This is a genomic window from Kribbella sp. NPDC048915, from assembly GCF_040649595.1.
In the GTDB taxonomy this organism is placed as follows: domain Bacteria; phylum Actinomycetota; class Actinomycetes; order Propionibacteriales; family Kribbellaceae; genus Kribbella.
In genome coordinates, this window is record NZ_JBEZFT010000111.1 from 1 (window position 1) to 21,647 (window position 21,647).

The window sequence follows — 21,647 nt, forward strand, 5'->3', positions numbered from 1 at the left end:
CACGCGCTGACCACCACACCGAACCACGGCCCGACCAAACCAACCCCAAGTGGAACCCACCCGCAGCGAGGCGGGACACCCCACCACGCCCACCCAGCCCAGCACCACGCCAAACCGGAATCAGCGCATCACGCCAAACCGATCGGTGGATCGAGGCTTAGTGACTCCAGCACGCCCGGCTGCCGGCACCCCGGCAGGTTCTGCTGGAATGGCCGCATGGTGCGGAAGATAGTTCTGGATGTGGATCCTGGCCACGATGACGCGATTGCGATCTTGCTGGCGCACGGCAATCCGGACGTCGAGCTGATCGCGATTACTGTTGTCGCGGGCAACCAGGTGCTCGAGAAGGTGACCTACAACGCGCGGCGAGTTGCGACGCTTGTCGGTGCGCGGGTGCCGATCGCGCGAGGTGCCGAGTTTCCCTTGGTGCGTGAGCAGTTGACCGACTACGACGTCACAGCAGGAAGTACGCACGGCCTGTCCGGACTCGACGGGCCGGACTTGCCCGAGCCGGTGACCGAGCTGGACCCACGGCATGCCGCACAGTTGATCGTGGATGTCGTGATGCAGAGCGAACCGCAGGAGATCACGCTGATCCCCACTGGGCCGCTGACCAACATCGCGCTGGCGATGCGCCTCGAGCCCAAGATCGTCGAGCGCGTCCGCGAGGTCGTTCTGATGGGCGGCACGTATACCCGCGGCAACAGCACGCCGGCCGCCGAGTTCAACATTCTGGCCGATCCTGAGGCGGCATCCGCGGTCTTCAACGGAGCGTGGCAGGTGACGATGGTCGGCCTCGACCTCACCCACCAGGCCCTTGCAACCCAGGCAGTACGAGAGCGCATCCGAGCGATCGGTACGCCGCTGTCCGCCACGGTGGACGGCTGGCTCGAGTACTTCAGCGGCACCTACAACAAGGTGTTCAAGATGCCGTACCCGCCGATCCACGACGCCTGCGCCGTCGCCCGCGTCATCGATCCGGATGCCGTCCGCGTCGAGGATGCGTTCGTCGCGGTCGAGACGCACGGCAAGTGGACGTACGGCGCGACCGTCACCGACTTCCTCGGCGCGTACGGCGAACCGTTCAACACCCTGGTGGCGACGCAACTCGACCTCGACAAGTTCTGGGACCTGATCATCGACGCCATCGAACGCCTCGGCCCGGAGACAGCCTGACCCAGCACGGCCTCCGAGCCGGCGACAACCCCAGCGAATCACCAGCCGATGCCGCAGCCGATGACGCAACCGATCACACCAGCCGATCACACCGGCCGGTCAGGACAGCGGCACCGACGGCGCCGGGCCGAAACAGCAGCCGCTGGCGCGTCAACCGGCCGGAAGGTCAGGGGTCTGGCCGGTTTTCCAGATGTCCATCGAGTGGGCGATGTGGCGCCGCGCGAGAGCCTCGGCTCCGACGCCGTCACCGGCCTCGATCAGGTCGATGAGCTGATGGTGTTCCCGCGCCGACTCGCCGAGCACGCCGGCGTCGGCCAGCGCGAGCAGCCCGTACATGCGGGTCCGGCGGCGCAGCGACGTCGCCAGCTCCGCGAGGAAGGCGTTGCCGGCGTGCTCGAGGATCAGCGCGTGCAGGTCGCGATCCGTCACCAGGAACGTCTGCAGATCGTCCTGCTCGGCGGCCAGCAGGTTGCGGTCGGCAACGACCCTCAGCTCGGCGATGGCAGCCGGCGGGAGGTGTCCGGCGACCCGGGCGACCGTCGGCGGCTCGATCAGCAGGCGCACCTCGGTGACGTTCATCAGCTCCTCGTCGGTCACCGTGGTGACGCGGAAGCCCTTGTTCTTCATGGTCTCGACCAGACCCTCGCGCGCCAGGTCCATCATCGCCTCACGCACCGGGGTGGCGCTGACGCCGAGCTGCGCGCCGAGCGCGGGCGCGGACACCACCGTCCCCTCCTTCAGCTCACCGGTGATGATCGCGGTCCGCAGCTTCTCGACCACTGTCTCCCGCAGATTGAGGCTGCGCCCGAGCGGCGTCAGCGCGGAACTCGGCTCGGTCTCCATCGCGCTACCCGAGATTCCCGCCCTGTGCCCCCGCCGTGACAGGCGGAGCAGCCGCAGGCGGAGCAGCGACAGGCGGAGCAGCGACAGACGGAGCCGCGGCAGTGCACGATCGGCTCATGTCAGCGCCCGGCCGCATAGGCCTGGGCCCCGCGCGCGTTGGCGGCGCCACGCAGCCATCCGTCCTCACGAGCGACGGCGCTGGTCCGCCCGATCGACCATCCGCCCTGGAGTTCGAGCAGGTGGCCGCGCCGGCGCAGCTCGTCGACCACCGCGGCGTCGTACCGGTCCTCCATCAGCAGGTGACCGGGGTGGGTGTCGCGGGGGTAGAACGAGTTCGGCATGTGGATCGAGTGGAAGTCGGGATAGTCAAGCGCTTCCTGGAGATTCATTCTGCCGTGCACGACGTTCAGGAAGAAGTGCAGCGGCCACTGGTCCTGGAAGTCGCCACCGGGCGTGCCGAAGGCGAGCCAGGGCTTCCCGTCCCGCAGCGCGAACGACGGCGAGAGCGTGGTCCGCGGTCGCGCGCCCGGACGCAGTGAGTTCGGCAGCCCGTCCTCCGCCCAGAACATCTGACCGCGCGTACTCAGACAGAATCCCAGGCCGGGAATCGTCGGCGAGGCCTGGAACCACCCGCCACTCGGCGTCGCGGAGATCATCATGCCGTTCTTGTCCGCCACATCGATGTGGCACGTGTCGCCCCTGGTCTCGCCGGTGGCCGCAACGGTCGGCTCGCCCGCGCCGGCGACGAAGCCCTCGGGAGCATCCGGGTACCGCGGCATGATCGGCGTGCGTCCACCGGGACGGCCGGGCACGAGTTCGAGAGCCGCCGTCTCACCCATCAGCGCCCGGCGCGCATCGTTGTACTCGTCGGACAGCAGATCGGCGAGCGGTACGTCGGTGTACTTCGGGTCGCCGTACCACGCCTCGCGGTCGGCGAACGCGAGCTTCGACGCCTCCACGATGGTGTGCACCCACTCGGCCGAACCCGGCCGCATCGAGTCCAGGTCGCATCCCTTCAGCAGCGCCAGCTGCTGCAGGAACACCGGTCCCTGACCCCACGGCCCCGTCTTGCACACCGTGTACTGCCCATAGTCGTACGTCACCGGCTCTTCGACCGCGGCCTGCCAGCCGGCCAGGTCGTCCGCGCGCAGGAATCCGCCGTGCGGCTGCCCGGACGTGTCCATCACTTCGGCTGTCGAGCAGTACGCATCGATGGCCTCGGCAACGAACCCGCGGTACCAGGCATCCAGCGCACCCTGGATCTGCGCCTCCCGCGTCGTACCGGCGGTCGTGGCCTCGTCGACGATCCGCCGGTACGTCGCCGCGAGCTCGGGACGGCCGAAGATGCTTCCGGCCGCGGCGACCGCACCGCCAGGAAGCCAGGTCTGCGCGGATGTGGGCCAGTGCTCCTCGAACATGTCCTTCACGGTCGCAATGGCCTGCGAGACCCCCGGAAGCACCGGGTGTCCGTGCTCCGCGTAATGAATCGCAGGCTCCAGTACGTCGGCAACCGACCACGTGCCCCACTGCCGGAGCAGTTCCATCCAGGCACCGAAGGCGCCCGGTACGACCACCGGAAGGAGCCCGGTGCCCGGCATCAGGTCGAGCCCGAGCGCGGCCATCGCGTCGGTACTGATCGCGCCCGGCGCGACGCCCTGGCCACACACGACCGACACGCCGTCGTCGTCGCCGCCGTGCACCAGGATCGGGACGTCACCGCCGGGGCCGTTCAGATGCGGCTCCACCACCTGGAGGACGAACCCCGTGGCGACCGCTGCATCCGCCGCGTTGCCGCCGCGTTCGAGCACGCTCATGCCCGTGGCGGTCGCCAGCCAGTGCGTACTGGCCACCATTCCGATGTTCCCCACCAGCTCGGGACGCGTCTGCACCATCTGTGTTCCTCTCTTGATCAAGCTGTTGGCCGAACCGCGTGCGCGAGGTCCGGTTTGCCGTCCGGGGTGACCAGATGGCAGGCCACCTGATGTGTCGGGGACGTCACCGCCGCGAGCCCGGGGACCTCCACCCGGCAGCGTTCGACGGCGACCGGACACCGCTGATGGAACGAGCAGCCCGGGACGACGACCGATTGGCTCGGGAGGTCACCGCCGAGCACGATCCGTTCCCGCGTGCCGACGTTCGCGGGATCCGCGGCCGGCGCGGCGGCGAGGAGTGCCTGGGTGTAGGGGTGCTGCGGGTCGCGGAACAGCTCTTCGCGACTGGCGGTCTCGACGATGCGTCCGAGGTACATCACGGCGATCCGGTCGCTGATGAACTCGACGACCGACAGGTCGTGGGTGATGAACAGGCAGGAGAACCCCAGGTCCTTCTGCAGGTCCAGGAGCAGGTTGAGGATCGCGGCCTGCACCGAGACGTCGAGCGCCGAGACCGGTTCGTCGGCCACCACGAACTTCGGGTTCAGGACGAGGGCGCGGGCGAGGGCCACCCGCTGCCGCTGCCCGCCGGAGAGCTCGTGCGGGTAGCGGCTGCGCATCTCCGCGCGCAGCCCGGACTTCTCCAGCATCTCCGCGACCATCAGCCGCCGCTCCGCACCACGGGCGATGCCGTGCTGCCGCAGGGGTTCGGCGACGATGTCACCGATGGTCATCCGCGGGTTGAGCGACGAGTACGGGTCCTGGAAGACCATGTGGATGTCGCGGCGCCGCGAGCGCATCTGGCCACGGCTCAGCTCCGAGATGTCTTCGCCGAGCAGACTGATCCGTCCCGACGTGGGCTTGATCAGTCGCGCGATGCACTTGCCGACCGTGGACTTGCCGCTGCCGGACTCACCCACCAGGCCGAGCACCTCGCCCGGCCCGACCGTGAGGGTGACGTCCTCCACGGCGCGGACGAGCCGGCCACGGCGACCGATCTGCCCCTTGCCGCGGTAGTGCTTGACGAGGTTGTTCACCTCGAGAACCGGTCCGTCAGTCATGAGCGGCCTTCCTTTCGGTGCCCGCGGCAACCGAATCGCGATCGGCGGTGCCGCCTGGGTGGTAGCACGCAACCTGATGCAGCGGGAGTACGTCGGTGAGGCCGGGCCGCGCGGCGCTGCACTCCGCGGTCGCGCGCGGGCAGCGGGCCGCGAACTGGCACTCGTCCGGGTCCGAGGTGGGCGGGGGTACCAGACCGGGGATCTCAGTGAGCCTGCGCCGCCCGTCCCGCTCGACCGCGCGCCCTGGCAAGGCGCCGAGCAGCCCATGGGTGTACGGATGCTGCGGCCGCGCGAACAACTCGGCCGTCGGGGCCTGCTCGACCCGCCGCCCCGAGTACATGACGACGACTCGATCGGCGACCTCGGCGACCACGCCCAGGTCGTGAGTGATCAGTACGACGGCCGTTCCGAGGGTGTCGCGCAGCCGGCGGATCACGTCGAGGATGGCGGCCTGGATCGTGACGTCGAGAGCGGTCGTCGGCTCGTCGGCGATCAGCACCTTGGGGTTGCAGGCGACGGCGATCGCGATCATGACCCGCTGCCGCATCCCGCCCGAGAGCTCATGCGGGTATGCCTTCATCCGCTCCCGGGCATCCGGGATGCCGACCAGCTCAAGCAGTTCGACCACGCGTTCGCGGACCGCCTTCGCCGGCAGGCTCTCGTGCACCTTGATCACCTCAGCGACCTGCCGCCCGACCGGGTACGCCGGGTTGAGCGAGGTCATCGGCTCCTGGAAGACGACCGAGATCTCCTTCCCGCGCACCTGCTGCAGCTCGCGTTCGGACCGCGTCGCGAGGTCGACACCGTCGAGACTGATCCGGCCGCCGATCCGGGTACCCGCCTCGAGCAGGCGCGGGATCGCCATCGCGGTGACCGACTTGCCGCAGCCGGACTCGCCGACCAGCGCGACGATCTCGCCGGGCTGCAGGTCGAACGAGACGTCCTTGACCGCGATCACGGTGCCGCCCTCGGTGTCGAACTCGACGCGGAGGCCGGAGACTTCGAGCAGGCTCATCGCTTGCCCCTTGGGTCCAGGACGTCGCGGAGACCGTCGCCGAGCAGGTTGAAGCCGAGCGTCGCGAGCGCGATCGCGACCCCGGGGACGACGGCGAGCAGCGGGTCCTGGGTGAGGAACTGCTGCGCGGCGGTGAGCATCGTCCCGAACGACGGTGTCGGCGCCTGCACGCCCAGCCCGAGGAAGCTCAGCGCCGCCTCGCCGATGATCGCGCCGGGGATCGCCACGGTGGCGTTGACGATCAGCACGTTGACCAGGTTGGGCAGGATGTAGCGGCCCATGATCGTCAGGTCGGTCGCACCGTCGGCGACTGCCGCGTCGACGAACTCCTGCCGGCGCAGCACCATCGTCTCGCCGCGCACGATCCGGATCACCGACGGCACGTGCGAGACCGCAAGCGCGATGATCACGTTGTGCAGCGACGGTCCGAGGATCGCCGCCATCCCGACCGCGAAGATCAGGAACGGGAACGCCATCACCGTGTCGTTCACGCGCATCAGCACCGAGTCCGCCCAGCCGCGGTAGTACCCCGCGACCAGACCGATCGGGATCCCGACCACCAGCGACAGCGCGGTCGCGAACACCCCCGCGAGCAACGAGACACGCGCTCCGCTCGCCAGGCGTGCCAGCACGTCGCGACCGAGGTCGTCCGTCCCCAGCCAGTGCGCAGCGGACGGACCGGCGAACGTCTCGGAAAGGTTCTGCTTGGAGTAGTCCTGCGCGACCAGCGGGCCGATGATCGCGAGGAGCAGGAACAACGCCACCAGGATCAGCCCGCAGACAGCCATCTTCTTGTGCAGGAACCGGCGGCCGAGGCGGCGCCCACGCTGCGCGCGGGTCGCCGTACCCAGGCCGGCCGGGCCCGTGGCGCCCGGTACGGAAGCGACGCCGGCCGCGGTGCCGACGCCGATCCGGTCCTTGATGCTCATTCGGTCTCTCCCGTCACACGAAGGCGGGGGTTCAGATACGCGTACGCGACGTCGACCAGGAAGTTCACGACGACGTACCCGGCGACGGTGACGAGTACGGCGGTCTGGACCGCGGGGTAGTCGCGGTTCGTGACCGCGTTGACGATCAGGTGGCCGAAGCCCGGGATCACGAAGATCTGCTCGGTGATGACGGCACCGCTGATCAGGCCGGCCAACTGCAGGCCGACGATGGTTGTCAGCGTCGTGAGCGAGTTGCGCAAGGCATGCGTCACCTCGGTCCGAAACGGGACACCCTTCGAACGAGCCGTACGCACGTAGTCGGCCGAGAGTTGGCCGATCAACGCCGAGCGGGTCTGGCGCATCACGACCGCGGACAAGCCGGTGCCGAGCACGAGCACCGGCAGGACCATTCGGCGGAGGTTCTCGACCGGGTTCTCGGCGAGACCGACGAAGCCGGACGCCGGGAGCCAGTGCAGCGTCACCGCAAACACGAGGATCACCAGCAGCCCGAGCCAGAAATGCGGCACCGAGAGGCCGAACAGCCCGAAGCCGTTGGCCACGTAGTCACGCACCGAGCCCGGCCGGACCGCCGACACCACCCCAGCGGTGATGCCGATGGCCAGACCGACCAGCAGTGCGAGCAGCGCGAGCTCCAGCGTCACCGGCAACCGCTCGGCGACGAGATCGGCCACCGGCACGCGGTACTGCGTCGACGTGCCGAAGTTGCCGCGCAGGAGCTGACCGAGCCACGTCACGTACTGGACCGGGATCGGCTTGTCGAAGCCGTACTGCTGGTTGATCTCGGCAATCATCTCGGGCGTCGAGCTCTCCCCGGCCATCACCGTGGCCGGATCGCCGGGGAGCGCCCGGACTCCGAAGAAGACCGCGAGACTGCCGAGCAGCAGCGTGATCAGCGCGGCCCCGAAGCGGCGGAACAGGAAACTCGCCATCCGTCAGCCAACGCTCGCGGTCTTGAGGTACGGGATGCCGTTGGTGCGGTAGTCGATCCCGGACACGTTCTTCGCAGTCCCGACGTACCACGTGTCGTGGTAGAGGTAGATGTTCGACCGGATGTCCGCGACCTTCTTCAGGGCCTGCGCGTAGAGCGCCTTGCGCTGGGCATTGTCATTCGTGCTGCCGGCCTTGGTGATGAGCGAGTCGATCTCCGGGTCGGACAGCTCCGAGAAGTTGTTCGAGCCGGCGGTGGTGAGCAGGTCGTTGGTGTTCCCGTCGGGGTCGACCCGGCCGGACCAGCCGACGATGAACGTGTCCGCCTTGCCGGCCCGGGCGATCTGCAGCGCCGAGACCAGATCCAGCTGCTTGATGCTCACCTTGAACCCGACCGCCTCGGCCATCGCCTGGATCACCTGGGCTTCACGCAGCGAGGTCGCACTGGACGTCGCCATCAGCTCGACCGGCACCGGCGTCGGAACGCCGGAGGCGGCGACCAGCTTCTTCGCGCCCTCGACGTCGAACGGCGTGCAGTCCACCTTGGTGTAGAACTCGCTCTGCACCGGCAGCGGGTTGCAGTCCGCGACCTTCGTGCCGCCCCAGACCGACTTGTTGAGCGCGTCCCGGTCGATGCTCATCTCGAACGCCTTGCGCAGCTGCGGGGACTTCGCGAGCGGTGTCGTCGCCGTCGGCGAGACGTTGATCGTGATGCCCTGGTACGCGATCGTCTGGGACCTCAGCGCCTTGAGCCCCGCGCTCTCCAGCTTCTGCGCGTCGCTCGGCACCAGGTGCTCGGCGGCGTTGATGTCGCCGGACTGCAGATTTGCGGTCGCCACTGACGAGTCGGTGATGAACTTGTAGGTCACACCCGCGAGTTTGACCTTGTCCGCGTCGTAGTAGTTCGGGTCCTTGACCAACGCGATCTCGTTGCCCGCGACCATCGACTTGAACTTGAACGGGCCGACGCAGGACGGGTTCTTGCCGAAGTCGTCGCCTTCTTTCTGCAGCGCCGTCGGCGACATGATCAGGCCGGCGCGGTCCGAGAGCTGGGCCGCGAGCGGCGCCGACGGCCGCTTCAGCTTGAGCTGGACGGCGTTCGGCCCGGTGGCCTTGACCGACGCGATCGCGGCGAGTTCCTGGACGCGCGCCGAGCCCTTCTTGGTCAGGTTGCGTTCGAGCGTGGTCACGACGGCGTCGGCGTTGAACGGCGTACCGTCGGAGAACTTGACGTTCTCCTTCAGCGGGATGTCCAGCGTCAGGCCGTCGGCGGAGATCTTCGGCGGCTCGGCCGCCAGTTGCGGGACCACCTTGAGGTTCGAGTCGACGGTGTACAGCCCCTCGCACATGCTCGAGAACACCAGGCGGGCCGCGAAGGTGTTCGCGAGCGTCGCGTCCAGGGTGTCGGGCGCCGTCGGGGTCGACATGACCAGGGTCCCGCCGGCGCCACCCTCGGCCGCGGCGCCGGCTCCGGCACTCGCGCCCGGCGTCGAACACCCTGCGACGACGACGGCACCGGTCACCGCCACGGCCCCCAGAGCGATGGAACGGATGCGCATGAAAACTCCTCACCCGGGCTGAAGCCGACCCACCTGAGGCACCTCAGCTCGTGTATGCAGTATGTGACATGATACATATCACATGCGGCATGCGCTCTCCTAGCGATAACCAAAAGACGGACCGAACACCGAAACGACCGCCGCCCCGCGAACCGGAAGGTCCACGGGACGGCGGTCGTCAGGCGGTCGTCAGGCCATCGTCAGGCAGCCGTCAGGCTCAGAAGGTGATGCCGGTGAAGGCCCTGGTCTGCTCGGTCAGGGCACGCTCGACCGGCAGGCGCTCCATCGACGAGGCGCCGTAGAACCCGTGCACCCCGGTGGTCTTGCGGAGCACGTACTCGGCATCGCCGGGTTCCGCGACCGGGCCGCCGTGGACCAGCACGATGATGTCGTCGCGGACGCCGCGCGCGGCCTCGGACCAGGCATTGCACGCCTGAACGCAGTCGTCAAGGTTGCGCGCGGTCTCGGCACCGATCTGCCCGCCGGTGGTGAGCCCCAGGTGGCACACGATCACGTCGGCGCCGGCGTCCGTCATCGCGATCGCGTCCGCGGCCGAGAAGACGTACGGCGTCGTCAGCAGGTCCCGCTCCGCCGCAAGCCTGATCAGCTCCACCTCGTGCTGGTACCCCATCCCGGTCTCCTCGAGGTTGCGCCGGAACGTGCCGTCGATCAGGCCGACGGTCGGGAAGTTCTGGACGCCGGAATAACCAGCGGCCACCAGCTCGTCGAGAAACGCGTCGGCCTGCAGGAACGGGTCCGTCGCGTTGACGCCGGCGAGCACCGGGGTCCGCTCGACGACGGTGACGATCTCGGCCGCCATCTCCAGCACGATCTGGTTCGCGTTGCCGTACGCGAGCAGGCCGGCCAGCGATCCCCGGCCCGCCATCCGGAAGCGCCCCGAGTTGTAGACGACGATCAGATCGATGCCGCCGGCCTCCTCGCACTTGGCCGACAGGCCGGTGCCGGCCCCGCCGCCGATGATCGGCTCGTGCCGCTCCACCTTGCCGCGCAGCCGGTGCAGGATGTCCCGGCGCTCGATTCGACCCATGCTCAGTCTCCCTCTGCTCTCGTGCTCGCTACCGGGTACGGGCCGCAGCCGCGGAGATCGCCGCGTGCAGCCACTGCACCATGGCGTCGGCGAACTCCATCGCGTTGATGTCGTCGTCGCGTTCGATCAGCTCGACGCCGCTGCCCTGCAGACCGGACCGGACGGCGTCGTACAGCGCGGCGTCGGCGTCCGGATCGTGGAATGGGCCTCCCTTCGTGGCGATCGCCGAGATCCCGTTCAGCGGCACGAAGACGGCCGCCGGTCCGGCCGACAGCCGGACCTTGGCCGCCAACCGCGTCCCGAGCTCGCGGCACTCGTCGGGAGTGGTGCGCATCAGCGTTGTCGTGGCGTTGTGCCGGTACAGAACGCGGTCCGCGAAACGCTCCGGCACAGAGTCCATCGGCCCGAAGTTGACCATGTCCAACGCGCCGAGCGAGACCGCAGCGGGGATGCCGGTGCGGGCCGCGGCGCACAGCCGATCAGGTCCGGCGTCGAAGATGCCGCCGACGAGGTGGTCGGCCAGCTCGGTCGTGGTGACGTCGAGTACGCCGACCAGCATGCCGTTCGACACCAGGCTCTCGAGCGTCCGGCCGCCGGCTCCGGTCATGTGGAACACCAGCACCTCGTAGCCGAGCGCCTCCAGCTGCTCGCGCGCCCGGGTGACGCAGGGCGTCGTGACGCCGAACATGCTGGCGGCCACCAACGGCCGTTCGTCGTCCCGCGCCGGGGGCGGTGCGGCGGTCACCATGCCGGCCATCGCGGCGGCCGCGTTGGCGAGGATGCGCGTGGAAATCCGGTTCAGTCCGGCGACATCGACGACGCTCGGGACGAGGATCAGGTCCGTCTCACCGACGTACGGCTGGTTGTCGCCGGTCGCGGCGGTCGAGACGATCAGCTTGGGGACGCCGAGCGGAAGGCGCCGGAAGGCCGCGGCCGCCAAGGAGGTTCCGCCGGTCCCGCCCAGGGCCATCGCGCCCTGTAGCCTGCCCTCACCGTACAGCTGCTCGACGACTCCGGCCGCACCGCGTGACATCGCCTCGACGGCCGCGCCGCGGTCCCCCGCGGCAGCGAGCCGGTCGAGATCCTCGCCGGCAACCCCGGCGACCTGGTAGCGATCGACCTCCGGTACGAGACCGGGCTGGCCCAGCACGCCGCAGTCGATCATGATCACCTCGACTCCGAGCGTGCGGAGTCGTTCAGCGACGAACTGATACTCGGAGCTTTTGGTGTCGAGCGTACCGACGAGTGCGACGGTGGCCATGGTCTCCTCCCGAAGTTCTGTCCCATGATGGAGGACCGGTATGAAGCCAACGAGAGCCAATTCCGCCCGATTGGTCACTCCCCTGCCCGTGCATCAGCTGGTCCGGTTGATGGGCGAGTGGGGCATCGGCGACGGCGCTCTGCACACCCAGCTCGCGCGGCACCTGCGGATGCTGGTGGTGTCCGGGAAACTCGCCGCCGGCGTCCGGCTGCCGTCCGAACGCGCACTCGCCGAAGCCCTCGACGTCAGCCGCAACACTGTCGGGGCGGCGTTCGACGAGCTGCGCGGCGACGGCATCCTGACCAGCCGGCGCGGCGACGGCACCTACATCAGTTCGGCCCGCCAGTTCCTCGGGGTCCGCGGCGACGACCGGTTCGAATCGTTCCTCGGCACGACCACCGGAGCCGGTCCCCGGCTCGATTTGCGCAGTGCGGCCCTCCCGGGCCTGCGTCTGGTGGTGGACGTCGCGTCGGTCACCGGTCCCGAGCTCGCGCCGCTGGTCGAGTCGCACGGGTACCTGCCCGAAGGCCTGCCGGCGTTGCGGGTCGAGGTCGCGGACTACTACAGCTCGATCGGTCTGCCCACCTCGCCCGAGCAGATCCTGATCACGTCCGGCGCGCAGCAGGCGATGCGGATGGCCGCGGTGTCGATGCTCGAACCCGGCGCGGTGGCCCTGGTCGAGGAGCCGTCGTTCCGGGGCGCGATCGAAGTACTGCGGGCGGCCGGCGCGCGACTCGAGCCGGTCCGCCGAGGGCCCTTCGGGATCGAGACCACCGACCTCGTCGCGGCGGTACGTCGTTCGCGGCCACGGCTGCTTGTGATGCAGTCGACGGTGCACAATCCGACCGGGACGGTGATCGATCCCGAGCGGCGCCGCCGGCTCGCGACAACCGCCGAGTCGCTCGGGCTGACGGTGCTGGACGACACCACCTTGGCGGATGCGATGATCGACGGTCCGCCGGCGACACCGATGGCGGCCTGGGGAACCGGCGTGATCACCGTCGGGTCGGTCAGCAAGTCCTTCTGGGGCGGGCTTCGCGTCGGCTGGTTGCGGGCCGAGCCCGGCACCGTCGCGTCGCTGGCCTCGATCAAGGCCGGCGAGGATCTCGGTACGTCGCTGCTCGCGCAGGTCACCACCGCCCGGCTGCTGCCGCGGATCGAGGAGGCCCGCGAGGAGCGCCGCCGGGTGCTCGGGGCCGCGCGCGACGTCGTACTGACGGCCCTCGCGGAGTGCCTCCCGGACTGGGAACCGGTGGTGCCGGTCGGTGGCGCGTCGCTGTGGGTGCGCTTGCCGGCTCCGGTCGCGACGAGCCTCGTTCAACGGGCGGAGCGGCTCGGCGCGCAACTGCTGCCCGGCCCCACCTTCAGCTGCGTCGACGCGTTCGACGACCACCTCCGGATCGGCTTCGCCGCCGACCACGACCAGCTCGTCACCGGCGTCCGGATCCTCGCCGAGGCCTGGCGGATCGTCGGCCGGCGCGCCTGACCGAGCGGGGTCCAATCCCACCCACGAGTGCCGAATTGGCACTGTCGCGGGTTCGGTCGTGCTCCCAGGATGTACTGCAGTCGCCCGAACACCTCTACGACAGGAGCACATCGTGGGCCGTGGTGGACTGACCCCTTTCGACCAAGCCGTCGTCGAGCCGCAGGAATGGGGCCGGCTCGAGTGGATGGTGTCGGGTGCCATCGGCAACTCCGACACGATGACGGTCGGCCGCTGCACGATCGAACCCGGCCAGCAGAATCCCCCGCATCACCACCCGAACTGCGACGAGGTGCTGCACGTCATCAGCGGCACCATCGATCACCGGCTCGGTGCCGAGCAGCTGCCGATGACCGCCGGTGACACCATTTCGATCCCGGCCGGCACCGTCCACAACGCACGCAACGTCGGCACCGAGCCCGCCGTGCTGATGATCGCCTTCTCCACCCCCGACCGGAAGGTCGTCGGCGAGTAGCCGCGACCGCCCGGCCTCCACCGTCAGGAGGCACTATGAAGATCAGGCACGGGGTGAGCGGACAGAGCCGGCTGGAACGTCGCTGGGGCCTGTTGCTGGCGCTGCCCGCGATCGTCGGATTCGTCGTTTTCACGCTGCTTCCGATGGTGGCGTCGGCCGTGATCAGTCTGACCGACTGGACGATCGGTTCGGCCGCGTCGTTCGTCGGCCTCGACAACTACCGGCAGATGTTCACCCGGGACCCGCTGTTCCTCAAGTCCCTGGGCGTCACGACGTACTACACACTGGGCGCCGTACCGCTGACGCTGGTCGTCGCCTTCGCGATCGCGATGCTGCTGAACGCGAAGGTCCGTGGGCTGGGTGTCTACCGAACCGTCTACTACCTGCCGACACTGGTGCCCAGCGTCGCCAACGCGGTCTTGTGGCTGTGGATCTTCAACCCCGACTTCGGACTGCTCAACTCGACGCTGCGGCAATTGGGGATGCCGACGTCCAACTGGGTGTTCAGCGAGACCGCCGTGGTGCCGTCGCTGATCCTGATGAGTACCTGGGGTTTCGGCAACATCATGGTGATCTTCCTGGCCGGGTTGCAGGGCGTTCCCCGCCATCTCTACGAGGCGGTCGCGATCGACGGCGGCGGCCCGTGGCGGCAGTTCCTGCACGTGACGCTGCCGATGATGACACCGGTGCTGTTCTACAACCTGGTCACCAGCATCATCGGCACGTTCCAGGTGTTCAACCAGGCCTACATCATGACGCAGGGCGGACCGAACAACGCGTCCACGTTCTACGTGTACTACCTCTACACGACCGCCTTCACCAAGAGCGCGATGGGCTACGCGAGTGCGCTGGCCTGGGCGCTGTTCGTGCTCGTCATGGTGATCACCGTGCTGCTGTTCCGCTCCTCACGCCGCTGGGTCTACTACGAGATGGGAGCCGCGCGATGACCCTGACCACCACGGTGACCGCGACTCCTCGCGAGCAGCAGAAACCCCCCGCGTCAGCTCCGCACCACCACCACCGTCGGCGCCGGGCCCGGCGGGTGCTCGTGTACGCCGTCCTCATCGCCGGCGTGGTGCCGACCGTCCTGCCGTTCATCTGGCTGGTCCGCAGCGCACTGATGAACAACAACCAGATGTTCATCGCACCGCCGGAATGGATTCCGCGGCCGTTCGAATGGCGCAACTTCACCGACGCGCTGACCGCCCAGCCGTTCGCGCGGTACTTCCTGAACACGATGATCATCGAGGTCTTCACCGTCACCGGGACGCTGCTGACCTGCTCGATCGCCGCCTTCAGTTTCTCCCGGCTGCGCTGGCGCGGACGCAACGTGGTCTTCGGCATCCTGCTCAGCGGGCTGATGCTGCCGCAGGCCGTGCTACTCGTCCCGACCTTCCTGATGTGGGACGCCGCGCAGGCGATCAACACCTACTATCCGTTGATCGTGCCGGCCTGGTTCGGCGGCGCCGGCGGCGGGATCTTCAACGTGTTCCTGCTCCGCCAGTTCTTCCTGACGATCCCCTACGAACTCGACGAGGCGGCGTACATCGACGGTGCGTCACCGTGGCGGGTGTTCTGGCAGGTGATTGTGCCACTGTCCAAGCCGGCCTTGATGGTGGTCGGGATCTTCACCTTCATCCGGACCTGGAACGAGTTCCTCGATCCGCTGATCTATCTCAACGACAGCAGCAAGTTCACGCTCGCCCTCGGACTCGCCTCGTTCCAGGGCACCTACAACGCGCAGTGGGGCTACCTGATGGCGGCGGCCACCGCCACCATCCTGCCGATCATCCTGCTGTTCTTCTTCGCTCAGCGCTACCTCATCGAGGGCGTCACCCTCACCGGGGTCAAGGGCTGACTCCGCCGATCGCACCGGAAGGCCAGATGACCGTTCACAAGATCGCCTTGGTAGGGGCGGGAAACATCTCCCGCACACATCTCACGAGCTACGCACGGCACCCCGACCGGGTTCAAGTCGTCGCCGCCTGCGACCCGCTCGCGGAACGCCGGGACTGGGTCCGCGACACCTTCGGGGTCGAACGCACCTACGAGAGCGTCGGGCAGCTGATCGACGCCGGCGGCTGGGACGTCGCCGTCGTGTGTACGCCGAGCCACGTCCGCACGTCCGCCGTCCTCGAACTCGCCGCGACCGGGAAACCGATCTTCGTCGAGAAGCCGCTGTCGTTCGATCTCGCCGATGCCCGCACGATCGTCGACGCCTGCGCGGCCGGCGGGAGCCGGATCGCCGTCAACCAGAACTTCCGGGACAGCTACGCCTTTGGCCTCGGCCGCGAGCTGATCGAGCAGGGCGAGATCGGTGACGTGCTGGCGATTTCCCAGCAGGAGTTGACGTTCCGGCAGGACAAGGGCTGGCGCCTGGACCAGCAACACCACGCGCTGTCGGTGATGGGGATCCACTGGTTCGACGGGTTCCGGGTGCTGCTCGGCCGGGAGGCGACCTGGTTGTCGGCACACACCTTCTCGTCCCCCGCCGTCGACGCCGCGGGCGAGACCGACGCGAGCGTCCAGATCTTCTTCGGCGACATCCCGGTCACCTACGTGCAGAGTTTCTCCAGCCGCCTCGAACGCACCGAGACCGTCGTCATCGGCACGACGGGCACGCTGCAACTGGGGTACGCCGAAGCGCTGCTGCACCGCGACGGGGAGACCAAGACGATCCCCAACCCGCTCGTCGGCAGTGAGCGCTCGGAGGCGATGTTCCTCGGCCTCGACCGCCTGCTCACCGCGGTCGAAACCGGCACCGAGCCCGCGAACAGCGGCCGGGACAACCTGCACACGGTCGCACTGCTCGACGCCGCCTACCGGTCCGCCGACTCGGGCGCTCCCATCTCGTTCAAGGACGGTTTTCCGTGGTCATGATCGCGTTCTCCAAGCCCACTCGCGGGCCCGAGCAGCAGCGCCTGCTGTTCGACCGCTACCCCGAGTTCGGGTTCAGCGGACTGCAGTTGAAGGGCGGGCAGTACGCCGCCTACCTGGACGACCCGATCCCCGGCGCGGAGCGCTTCCGCGCCGACTGGGGATCCGATCCGGGGCACGTGTCGTCGCTGATCACGATGAATCCACTCGACGACGACGGCCGGCAGCGACTGGCCGCCCTGTGCGCGTTCGCCGGTGCGGTCGGCGCGCAGCGGGTGGTGATCTGTCACGACGTACCGCGGGAGGGCCTGGACGACAGTGACCTGGTCCGGTTCGCGGGTGAACTGTCCGATTATGCCGAGCAGGCGGCCGACCACGGCGTCGCCCTCTCGCTGCATCATCACACCGGCGAACCGGTGATGCATCGGCGCGACTTCGACGTGTTCTTCGGCGCGGTGCGGGAGAACACGCTCCGGCTCACCGTCGACACCGGGCATCTGCTCAGATCCGGGGTCACCGACGTCCCGGGCCTGCTGACGGACTTCGCCGGCGTGATCGACAACATCCATCTCAAGGACTACGCCGACGACGAGTTTCGCCTGCTGGGGCAGGGATCCGTCGACCTGGCCGCCGTCCTGGACGCCGTCACCACCCTCGGCCCCGACGTCACGCTGTGCGTCGACGAGGAAAGCCGCGCCGAGGTCCTCGAGGGCCTGCGGGTGTCGCGCGACTACCTGACCGAACACCTGTCCGCCGTCTGACCGGACAGCTCATCGCGTGCGAAGGAGACAGCGATGACCACCGATCCACGTTTCCAGTCACCCGCTCAGTCACCCTCTCAGCCACCCGCTCAGTCACCCAGTCTGTCGCGGCGGTCGCTGCTCGGCGCCGGCGCACTCGCGGCCGGCCTCGGCCTGTTCGGTTGCGGCGGGCAATCGACCACGAAGAGCGGCGGGTCGGCCAACCTGCAGTTCATGTACTGGGGCTCGGCCAACGAGAAGGCCGCGATCGAGCAGATGATCAAGCAGTTCCAGTCCTCGCACTCAGGGGTCAAGGTGCAGCCGGTGCACGTGCCGGGCGACTACGAGACCAAGGTCAACACACTCGTTGCCAGCGGCAACCTGCCCGATGTCGCCTACATGACCGCGCCGACCGCGTACCGGCTGGCCGAGCAGGGCAAGATCGCGAACATCTACCCCTACATCGAGAAGTTCGCGCAGCTGTCCGGCCGCAAGCCGCAGAACTTCTTCTGGTACGGGGACAAGTTGGTCGCCGGTACGCCGGCGGCCAGCGAGATCACGCTGCTCTGGTACAACAAGGCCCTGTTCACGGACCCGGCCACGATCCCGCCGGCGTCCGCGGACAAGGCGTGGTCCTGGGACCGCCTGGTCGAGGTCGCCACCTCACTCACCCTCGACCAGGACGGCCGGAAGCCGGGCGAGCCGGGGTTCAAGGCCGATCGGATCCGCCAGTTCGGGATCTCGGCGCCGCTGACCACGCAGTGGACCTGGTACCCGTTGATCCGCAGCAACGGCGGCGACGTCACCGACGAGACCGGCACGAAGTACACCCTGAACAGCCCCGAGTGCGTCGAGGTGTTCCAGAACCTGCAGGACCTGATCTACAAGCACCGCGTCGCGCCCAGTCCGGCGCAGCTCGGCGGCGGCGCGGACGGCTCCAACGCGCCGACCACGACGGTGCAGCTGCAGACGAAACGGGTCGCGATGGCGATCGACGGTCAATGGACCTTGCTGGACATGGGCGAGAGCGATCTCGAGTACGGCGTCGGCGTACTGCCGTCGTACCAGGAACCGATCACCCAGGAGGCCGGGAGCTGCCGGGTCATGTCGGCCGGCACCAAGTTCACCGACGAGGCCATCGAGCTCTACGCGTACAGCGTCGACGGCGCGAACAGCGACCTGTTCAAGAAGGGGCTGTGGATGCCCGTCGAGACGAAGTACTACTCCGACAACGCGGCGATCGATTCCTGGACCAAGAACGACGTCCACCCGCCGGAGTACCGGACGGCGGCCGTCGACTACCGGCTGAACAACTCGGTCCGCGACTTCACCCAGGTGCTGAAGAACGTCCCCGCGATCCAGGAAGTACTGACCCCGGCCATCGAGCAGATCGCCACCGGCAAGACGCCGGCCAAGACGGTCCTCGACAGCCTCCAGGCCAAGATCGAACCGCTGCTGCAGGGCAGGTACCCGATCCCGACCTCGATCTAGGATCGGCGACCTCGACTCGTCGGGCCAGGGCATGTCACACCTGCCCCAGGTGCGCGGTCAGGCGGTCGAGGTCGGGGGTTGCTGGGTGGCGAGGGAGTAGGTCATGGCGGCCAGGCCGGTGGCGACTCCGGTGCCGCGGGCGTTGGGCAGGGGGCGGTCGAAGGCGGCCGACGGCAGGTCGTCGGTGCGGTGGTCGTAGGCCGCCTGGGCGTTGGCGCCGAGCCAGTCGACGTACTGCCGCTGCCCGCCGAGCGTGATGAACTTGGACAGCCCGCGGAGGAAGATGCCCTTGAAGACGATCTCGTAGCTCTCGACCGGGTCCGGGCGATACAGCCCGCGCCCGTTCACATCGTCCTCGAAGACGACCAGCTTCGATCGGCCGGTGGTGAAGTGGTCGCGGGCGAAGTCCGCGACCCGGACGCCGTCGTCCAGGTACGAACGGTCCTTGGTCAGGTTGTACAGGTCAGCGGCCAACTCGAGGAAGACGCCTGCGTTGTACGTGTAGAGGTTGTCGTCCCACTCCCGCCCGGAGAACGAGTTCGCGAAGCTGCCGTCCGCGCGCAGGAAGCTCTGCTTCAGCCAGGTGTAGGTGTCGGTCGCGATCTGTTCGTAGGTCTTGTCGGTGCCGAGCGGGTCGTTGTGCACCTTCTCGGTCGGGTAGTAGCGGGCGAGCTCCGCGGCCGCGATCGCGAACCCGTTCGACGGCACGTCCTTCTGGTCCTTCGTGCCGCGTTCGCGCCAGAAGCCGCCGCCGTACTCGTCGTCGTAGTAGCCGCGGTAGAAGAAGTCCGTGTGCCACTTGGCCTGGTCCAGCAGGTGCGCGTCACCGGTCGCCTCGTACGCCGCGAGCGCGAACTGGATCGCCCACGAGTAGTCGTCGTTCCAGTCCGTGTCATTCGCGATCCAGCACCTCGGGTTGCCGAACCGGTCGACCGCGTGGGTGTCCTCGTAGCGGTAGTACGTCGGTCCGATCAGGTCCCTCCACTGCCCGGTCAGCCGGGACGCGTCGACCAGCGTCTGCCGGACGAACGCCGCCTCCCAGAAGTGCAGCGGTGCGGGATTGTCCAAGTCGGTGCGGAAGTCGCCGTTGTCGATCCCGTACGTCGTCAGGAACGCGTTCATGGTGCGCTCGAGATCCGGCCGGCTGAAGGTGAAGGAGGGTTGTGGCGGCATTTGCTCAGGTTTAGACCACAGCTGACGGCGTGGTCAAACGCGCGGCGACCGCCGTGAGACCACCGCGTCCTGGTGGTCCGCGTTCGCGCCGAGGCGGTCGGCCAGGGCGCGGATCAGGTCGCGCAGCGCGTCCGGCTGTTCGACGACGAACGGGCAGTCGAGTGCGGCGAGCAGTGGCGGGATCCAGTCGAGCTCCTCCGCCTGGATGCGCGCGCGTACCCACGCTTCGTCGAGCTCCTCCAGTACGGCGACCGACGGCGGAAACACCGCATGGATCTCGTCCGGCGTCGCCGCGAGCCGCACCGACACCTGACGCTGATGAGGCGCGGCGGCGATCCCGGCGAGCACCCGCTGTGCCGGGTCGTACTCGTCCGGTACGTCGAACGTCCCCGACCGCGGCTCCGCTCGGGCGATCCGGTCGACGCGAAACGTCCGCACCTTGCCGCTGGCATTGTCGAAACCGTTCACGTACCAACGCCCGGAGTGCGCCACGACGCCGTACGGATGCAGCTCGCGAACACTGGACCCACCGTGGCCGGCAACGTACGCGACCTCGACCGGACGCCGATCGCGCGCCGCCTCAGCGACCGTGAGCAGTACGTCAGCCGATGCCGTGAGCCCTGATCGCGCGGGCGCGGTGAAGGTGGCGATCTCCAGCAGCCCCTCCAGCCGTTGACCGAGCTTCGACGGCAGTACTCGACGGACCTTCGCGACCGCACTCTCGACAGCGGCACCGGACGCACTGATCAGCCCGGCGCGGCGGCTCGCGACCAAGCCGAGCAGGACCGCGAGCGCCTCGTCGTCGTTGAGCATCAGCGGCGGCATCCGGTACCCCGGCTCCAGGCGGTAGCCGCCGTACCGCCCGCGGACCGAACGCACCGGGATGTCCAGGTCGAGCAGGTGGTCGACGTACCGCCGGACCGTGCGCTCGTTGACGTCGAGCCGCGAGGCCAGGTCCGCAACCGTCCACGTTCCGCCGCGCTGCAGGATCTCCAGCAGTGCCAGCACGCGCGCGGTGGGACGGGTCACAGAATTCTCCCTCGAATACCGGGCGGATTGTGTCCAGTATCGCCTCTAGCGTAGCCGTATCGACCTCACCAGAAGGGATCCTTCCGTGCGACTCGCATCCATCCGCCTCATCACCGACAACGTCGACCGCCTCGTCACGTTCTACGAGCAGGTGACCGGCCTCCGGGCACGCCGCCTGACCGAACAGTTCGCCGAACTCGTCACCCCGTCGGGCACGCTGGCCATCGGCAGCACCGACACCATGGCACTCTTCACCGCCGGCGCCGCCGTCCCCGCGTCGAACCGCACCGCGATCGTCGAGTTCCAGGTCGACGACGTCGACGCCGAGTACGACCGGGTCGCCGGCTACTCCCCCGAGATCGTCCAGAAGCCGACGACGATGCCCTGGGGCAACCGCTCCCTGCTGTTCCGCGACCCCGACGGCAACCTGATCAACTTCTTCACCCCACTCACCGACGAAGCCCGCGCCCGCCTCACCCGCTGACACGGCTGTCACGGGGGTCACGGGGGTCACGGGGGTCACGGGGGGGTCACGGGGGGGTCACGGGGGTCACGGGGGGTCACGGGGGGTGACGGGGGGTCGACGACCCGGTCTGCTGCCCGTCGGGCCGGCGGGTCGAGGTCTACCGTTGGAACGGCCGGCAGATGATCAAGGTGAGCTCGACGGA

At 68.5% G+C, this 21,647-nt stretch carries 20 protein-coding genes; 9 read left to right on the forward strand and 11 right to left on the reverse strand.

All coding sequences use genetic code 11. The annotated features are described in order from the left end of the window. On the forward strand, positions 1-1,176 hold a 1,176-nt coding region (locus AB0B82_RS33010), incomplete at its 5' end, for a nucleoside hydrolase (protein ID WP_360177655.1). Between the two features lie 150 nt (positions 1,177-1,326). On the opposite strand, the gene AB0B82_RS33015 is transcribed toward AB0B82_RS33010, so the two are convergent. The 9 genes from AB0B82_RS33015 to AB0B82_RS33055 form a co-directional block, all read right to left on the reverse strand. Then, positions 1,327-2,019 carry a GntR family transcriptional regulator gene (locus tag AB0B82_RS33015; RefSeq protein WP_360177658.1) on the reverse strand — a complete coding sequence of 231 codons (693 nt, stop codon included), beginning with the start codon at positions 2,017-2,019 and terminating at the stop codon, positions 1,327-1,329. A 119-nt stretch (positions 2,020-2,138) separates the two neighbouring features. After that, positions 2,139-3,911, reverse strand: a complete 1,773-nt coding sequence (locus AB0B82_RS33020; protein WP_360177661.1) for a gamma-glutamyltransferase family protein — start codon at positions 3,909-3,911, stop codon at positions 2,139-2,141. 17 nt (positions 3,912-3,928) lie between these two features. Next, entirely contained in the window at positions 3,929-4,951 is a 1,023-nt protein-coding gene (locus AB0B82_RS33025; protein ID WP_360177664.1) for an oligopeptide/dipeptide ABC transporter ATP-binding protein, read from the reverse strand. Then, complete coding sequence (locus tag AB0B82_RS33030; protein WP_360177667.1) at positions 4,944-5,966, reverse strand: ABC transporter ATP-binding protein; 1,023 nt, start codon at positions 5,964-5,966, stop codon at positions 4,944-4,946. Before AB0B82_RS33030 ends, AB0B82_RS33025 begins: the two co-directional genes overlap by 8 nt. Continuing rightward, on the reverse strand, positions 5,963-6,895 hold the full coding sequence (locus tag AB0B82_RS33035; RefSeq protein ID WP_360177670.1) for an ABC transporter permease: 933 nt from the start codon (positions 6,893-6,895) through the stop codon (positions 5,963-5,965). The genes AB0B82_RS33030 and AB0B82_RS33035 overlap by 4 nt, the downstream gene beginning before the upstream one ends. Continuing rightward, positions 6,892-7,845 carry an ABC transporter permease gene (locus tag AB0B82_RS33040; RefSeq protein WP_360177673.1) on the reverse strand — a complete coding sequence of 318 codons (954 nt, stop codon included), beginning with the start codon at positions 7,843-7,845 and terminating at the stop codon, positions 6,892-6,894. Before AB0B82_RS33040 ends, AB0B82_RS33035 begins: the two co-directional genes overlap by 4 nt. A gap of 3 nt (positions 7,846-7,848) precedes the next feature. Next, positions 7,849-9,402, reverse strand: coding sequence for an ABC transporter substrate-binding protein (locus AB0B82_RS33045; protein WP_360177675.1), 1,554 nt, complete (start codon positions 9,400-9,402; stop codon positions 7,849-7,851). 217 nt (positions 9,403-9,619) lie between these two features. Then, entirely contained in the window at positions 9,620-10,450 is an 831-nt protein-coding gene (locus AB0B82_RS33050; RefSeq protein ID WP_360177678.1) for a phosphoenolpyruvate hydrolase family protein, read from the reverse strand. Positions 10,451-10,478: 28 nt separating this feature from the next. Beyond that, a complete protein-coding gene (locus tag AB0B82_RS33055; protein ID WP_360177681.1) occupies positions 10,479-11,711 on the reverse strand; it encodes a Tm-1-like ATP-binding domain-containing protein in 1,233 nt (410 codons plus the stop codon). Between the two features lie 40 nt (positions 11,712-11,751). Here AB0B82_RS33055 and AB0B82_RS33060 point away from each other — a divergent pair, with 40 nt between their 5' ends. The 7 genes from AB0B82_RS33060 to AB0B82_RS33090 all read left to right on the forward strand — a co-directional run bounded on the left by AB0B82_RS33060 (position 11,752) and on the right by AB0B82_RS33090 (position 18,777). Next, on the forward strand, positions 11,752-13,197 hold the full coding sequence (locus tag AB0B82_RS33060) for a PLP-dependent aminotransferase family protein (RefSeq protein ID WP_360177684.1): 1,446 nt from the start codon (positions 11,752-11,754) through the stop codon (positions 13,195-13,197). A gap of 112 nt (positions 13,198-13,309) precedes the next feature. Then, positions 13,310-13,669: a cupin domain-containing protein gene (locus AB0B82_RS33065; protein WP_360177687.1), complete on the forward strand. Its 360-nt coding sequence runs from the start codon at positions 13,310-13,312 to the stop codon at positions 13,667-13,669. Between the two features lie 35 nt (positions 13,670-13,704). Beyond that, positions 13,705-14,616 (forward strand): sugar ABC transporter permease, encoded by a 912-nt coding sequence (locus AB0B82_RS33070; protein ID WP_360177690.1) that lies wholly within the window; start codon positions 13,705-13,707, stop codon positions 14,614-14,616. Further along, positions 14,613-15,527, forward strand: a complete 915-nt coding sequence (locus tag AB0B82_RS33075) for a carbohydrate ABC transporter permease (protein ID WP_360177693.1) — start codon at positions 14,613-14,615, stop codon at positions 15,525-15,527. The genes AB0B82_RS33070 and AB0B82_RS33075 overlap by 4 nt, the downstream gene beginning before the upstream one ends. 26 nt (positions 15,528-15,553) lie before the next feature. Then, the gene (locus AB0B82_RS33080) at positions 15,554-16,549 is read left to right on the forward strand and encodes a Gfo/Idh/MocA family oxidoreductase (protein WP_360177696.1); all 996 of its coding nucleotides are present in this window, start codon (positions 15,554-15,556) and stop codon (positions 16,547-16,549) included. Beyond that, positions 16,546-17,307 (forward strand): sugar phosphate isomerase/epimerase, encoded by a 762-nt coding sequence (locus tag AB0B82_RS33085; protein ID WP_360177711.1) that lies wholly within the window; start codon positions 16,546-16,548, stop codon positions 17,305-17,307. The genes AB0B82_RS33080 and AB0B82_RS33085 overlap by 4 nt, the downstream gene beginning before the upstream one ends. A 33-nt stretch (positions 17,308-17,340) precedes the next feature. Then, complete coding sequence (locus AB0B82_RS33090) at positions 17,341-18,777, forward strand: sugar ABC transporter substrate-binding protein (RefSeq protein ID WP_360177699.1); 1,437 nt, start codon at positions 17,341-17,343, stop codon at positions 18,775-18,777. A 57-nt stretch (positions 18,778-18,834) separates the two neighbouring features. Here AB0B82_RS33090 and AB0B82_RS33095 read toward each other — a convergent pair whose 3' ends face one another. Continuing rightward, a complete protein-coding gene (locus tag AB0B82_RS33095) occupies positions 18,835-19,950 on the reverse strand; it encodes a glycoside hydrolase family 76 protein (protein ID WP_360177702.1) in 1,116 nt (371 codons plus the stop codon). A 33-nt stretch (positions 19,951-19,983) separates the two neighbouring features. Then, positions 19,984-20,979 carry a YafY family protein gene (locus AB0B82_RS33100; protein WP_360177705.1) on the reverse strand — a complete coding sequence of 332 codons (996 nt, stop codon included), beginning with the start codon at positions 20,977-20,979 and terminating at the stop codon, positions 19,984-19,986. 85 nt (positions 20,980-21,064) lie between these two features. On the opposite strand from AB0B82_RS33100, the gene AB0B82_RS33105 reads away from it, so the two are divergent. Next, a complete protein-coding gene (locus tag AB0B82_RS33105; RefSeq protein WP_360177708.1) occupies positions 21,065-21,463 on the forward strand; it encodes a VOC family protein in 399 nt (132 codons plus the stop codon). The last annotated feature ends 184 nt before the right edge of the window (positions 21,464-21,647 follow it).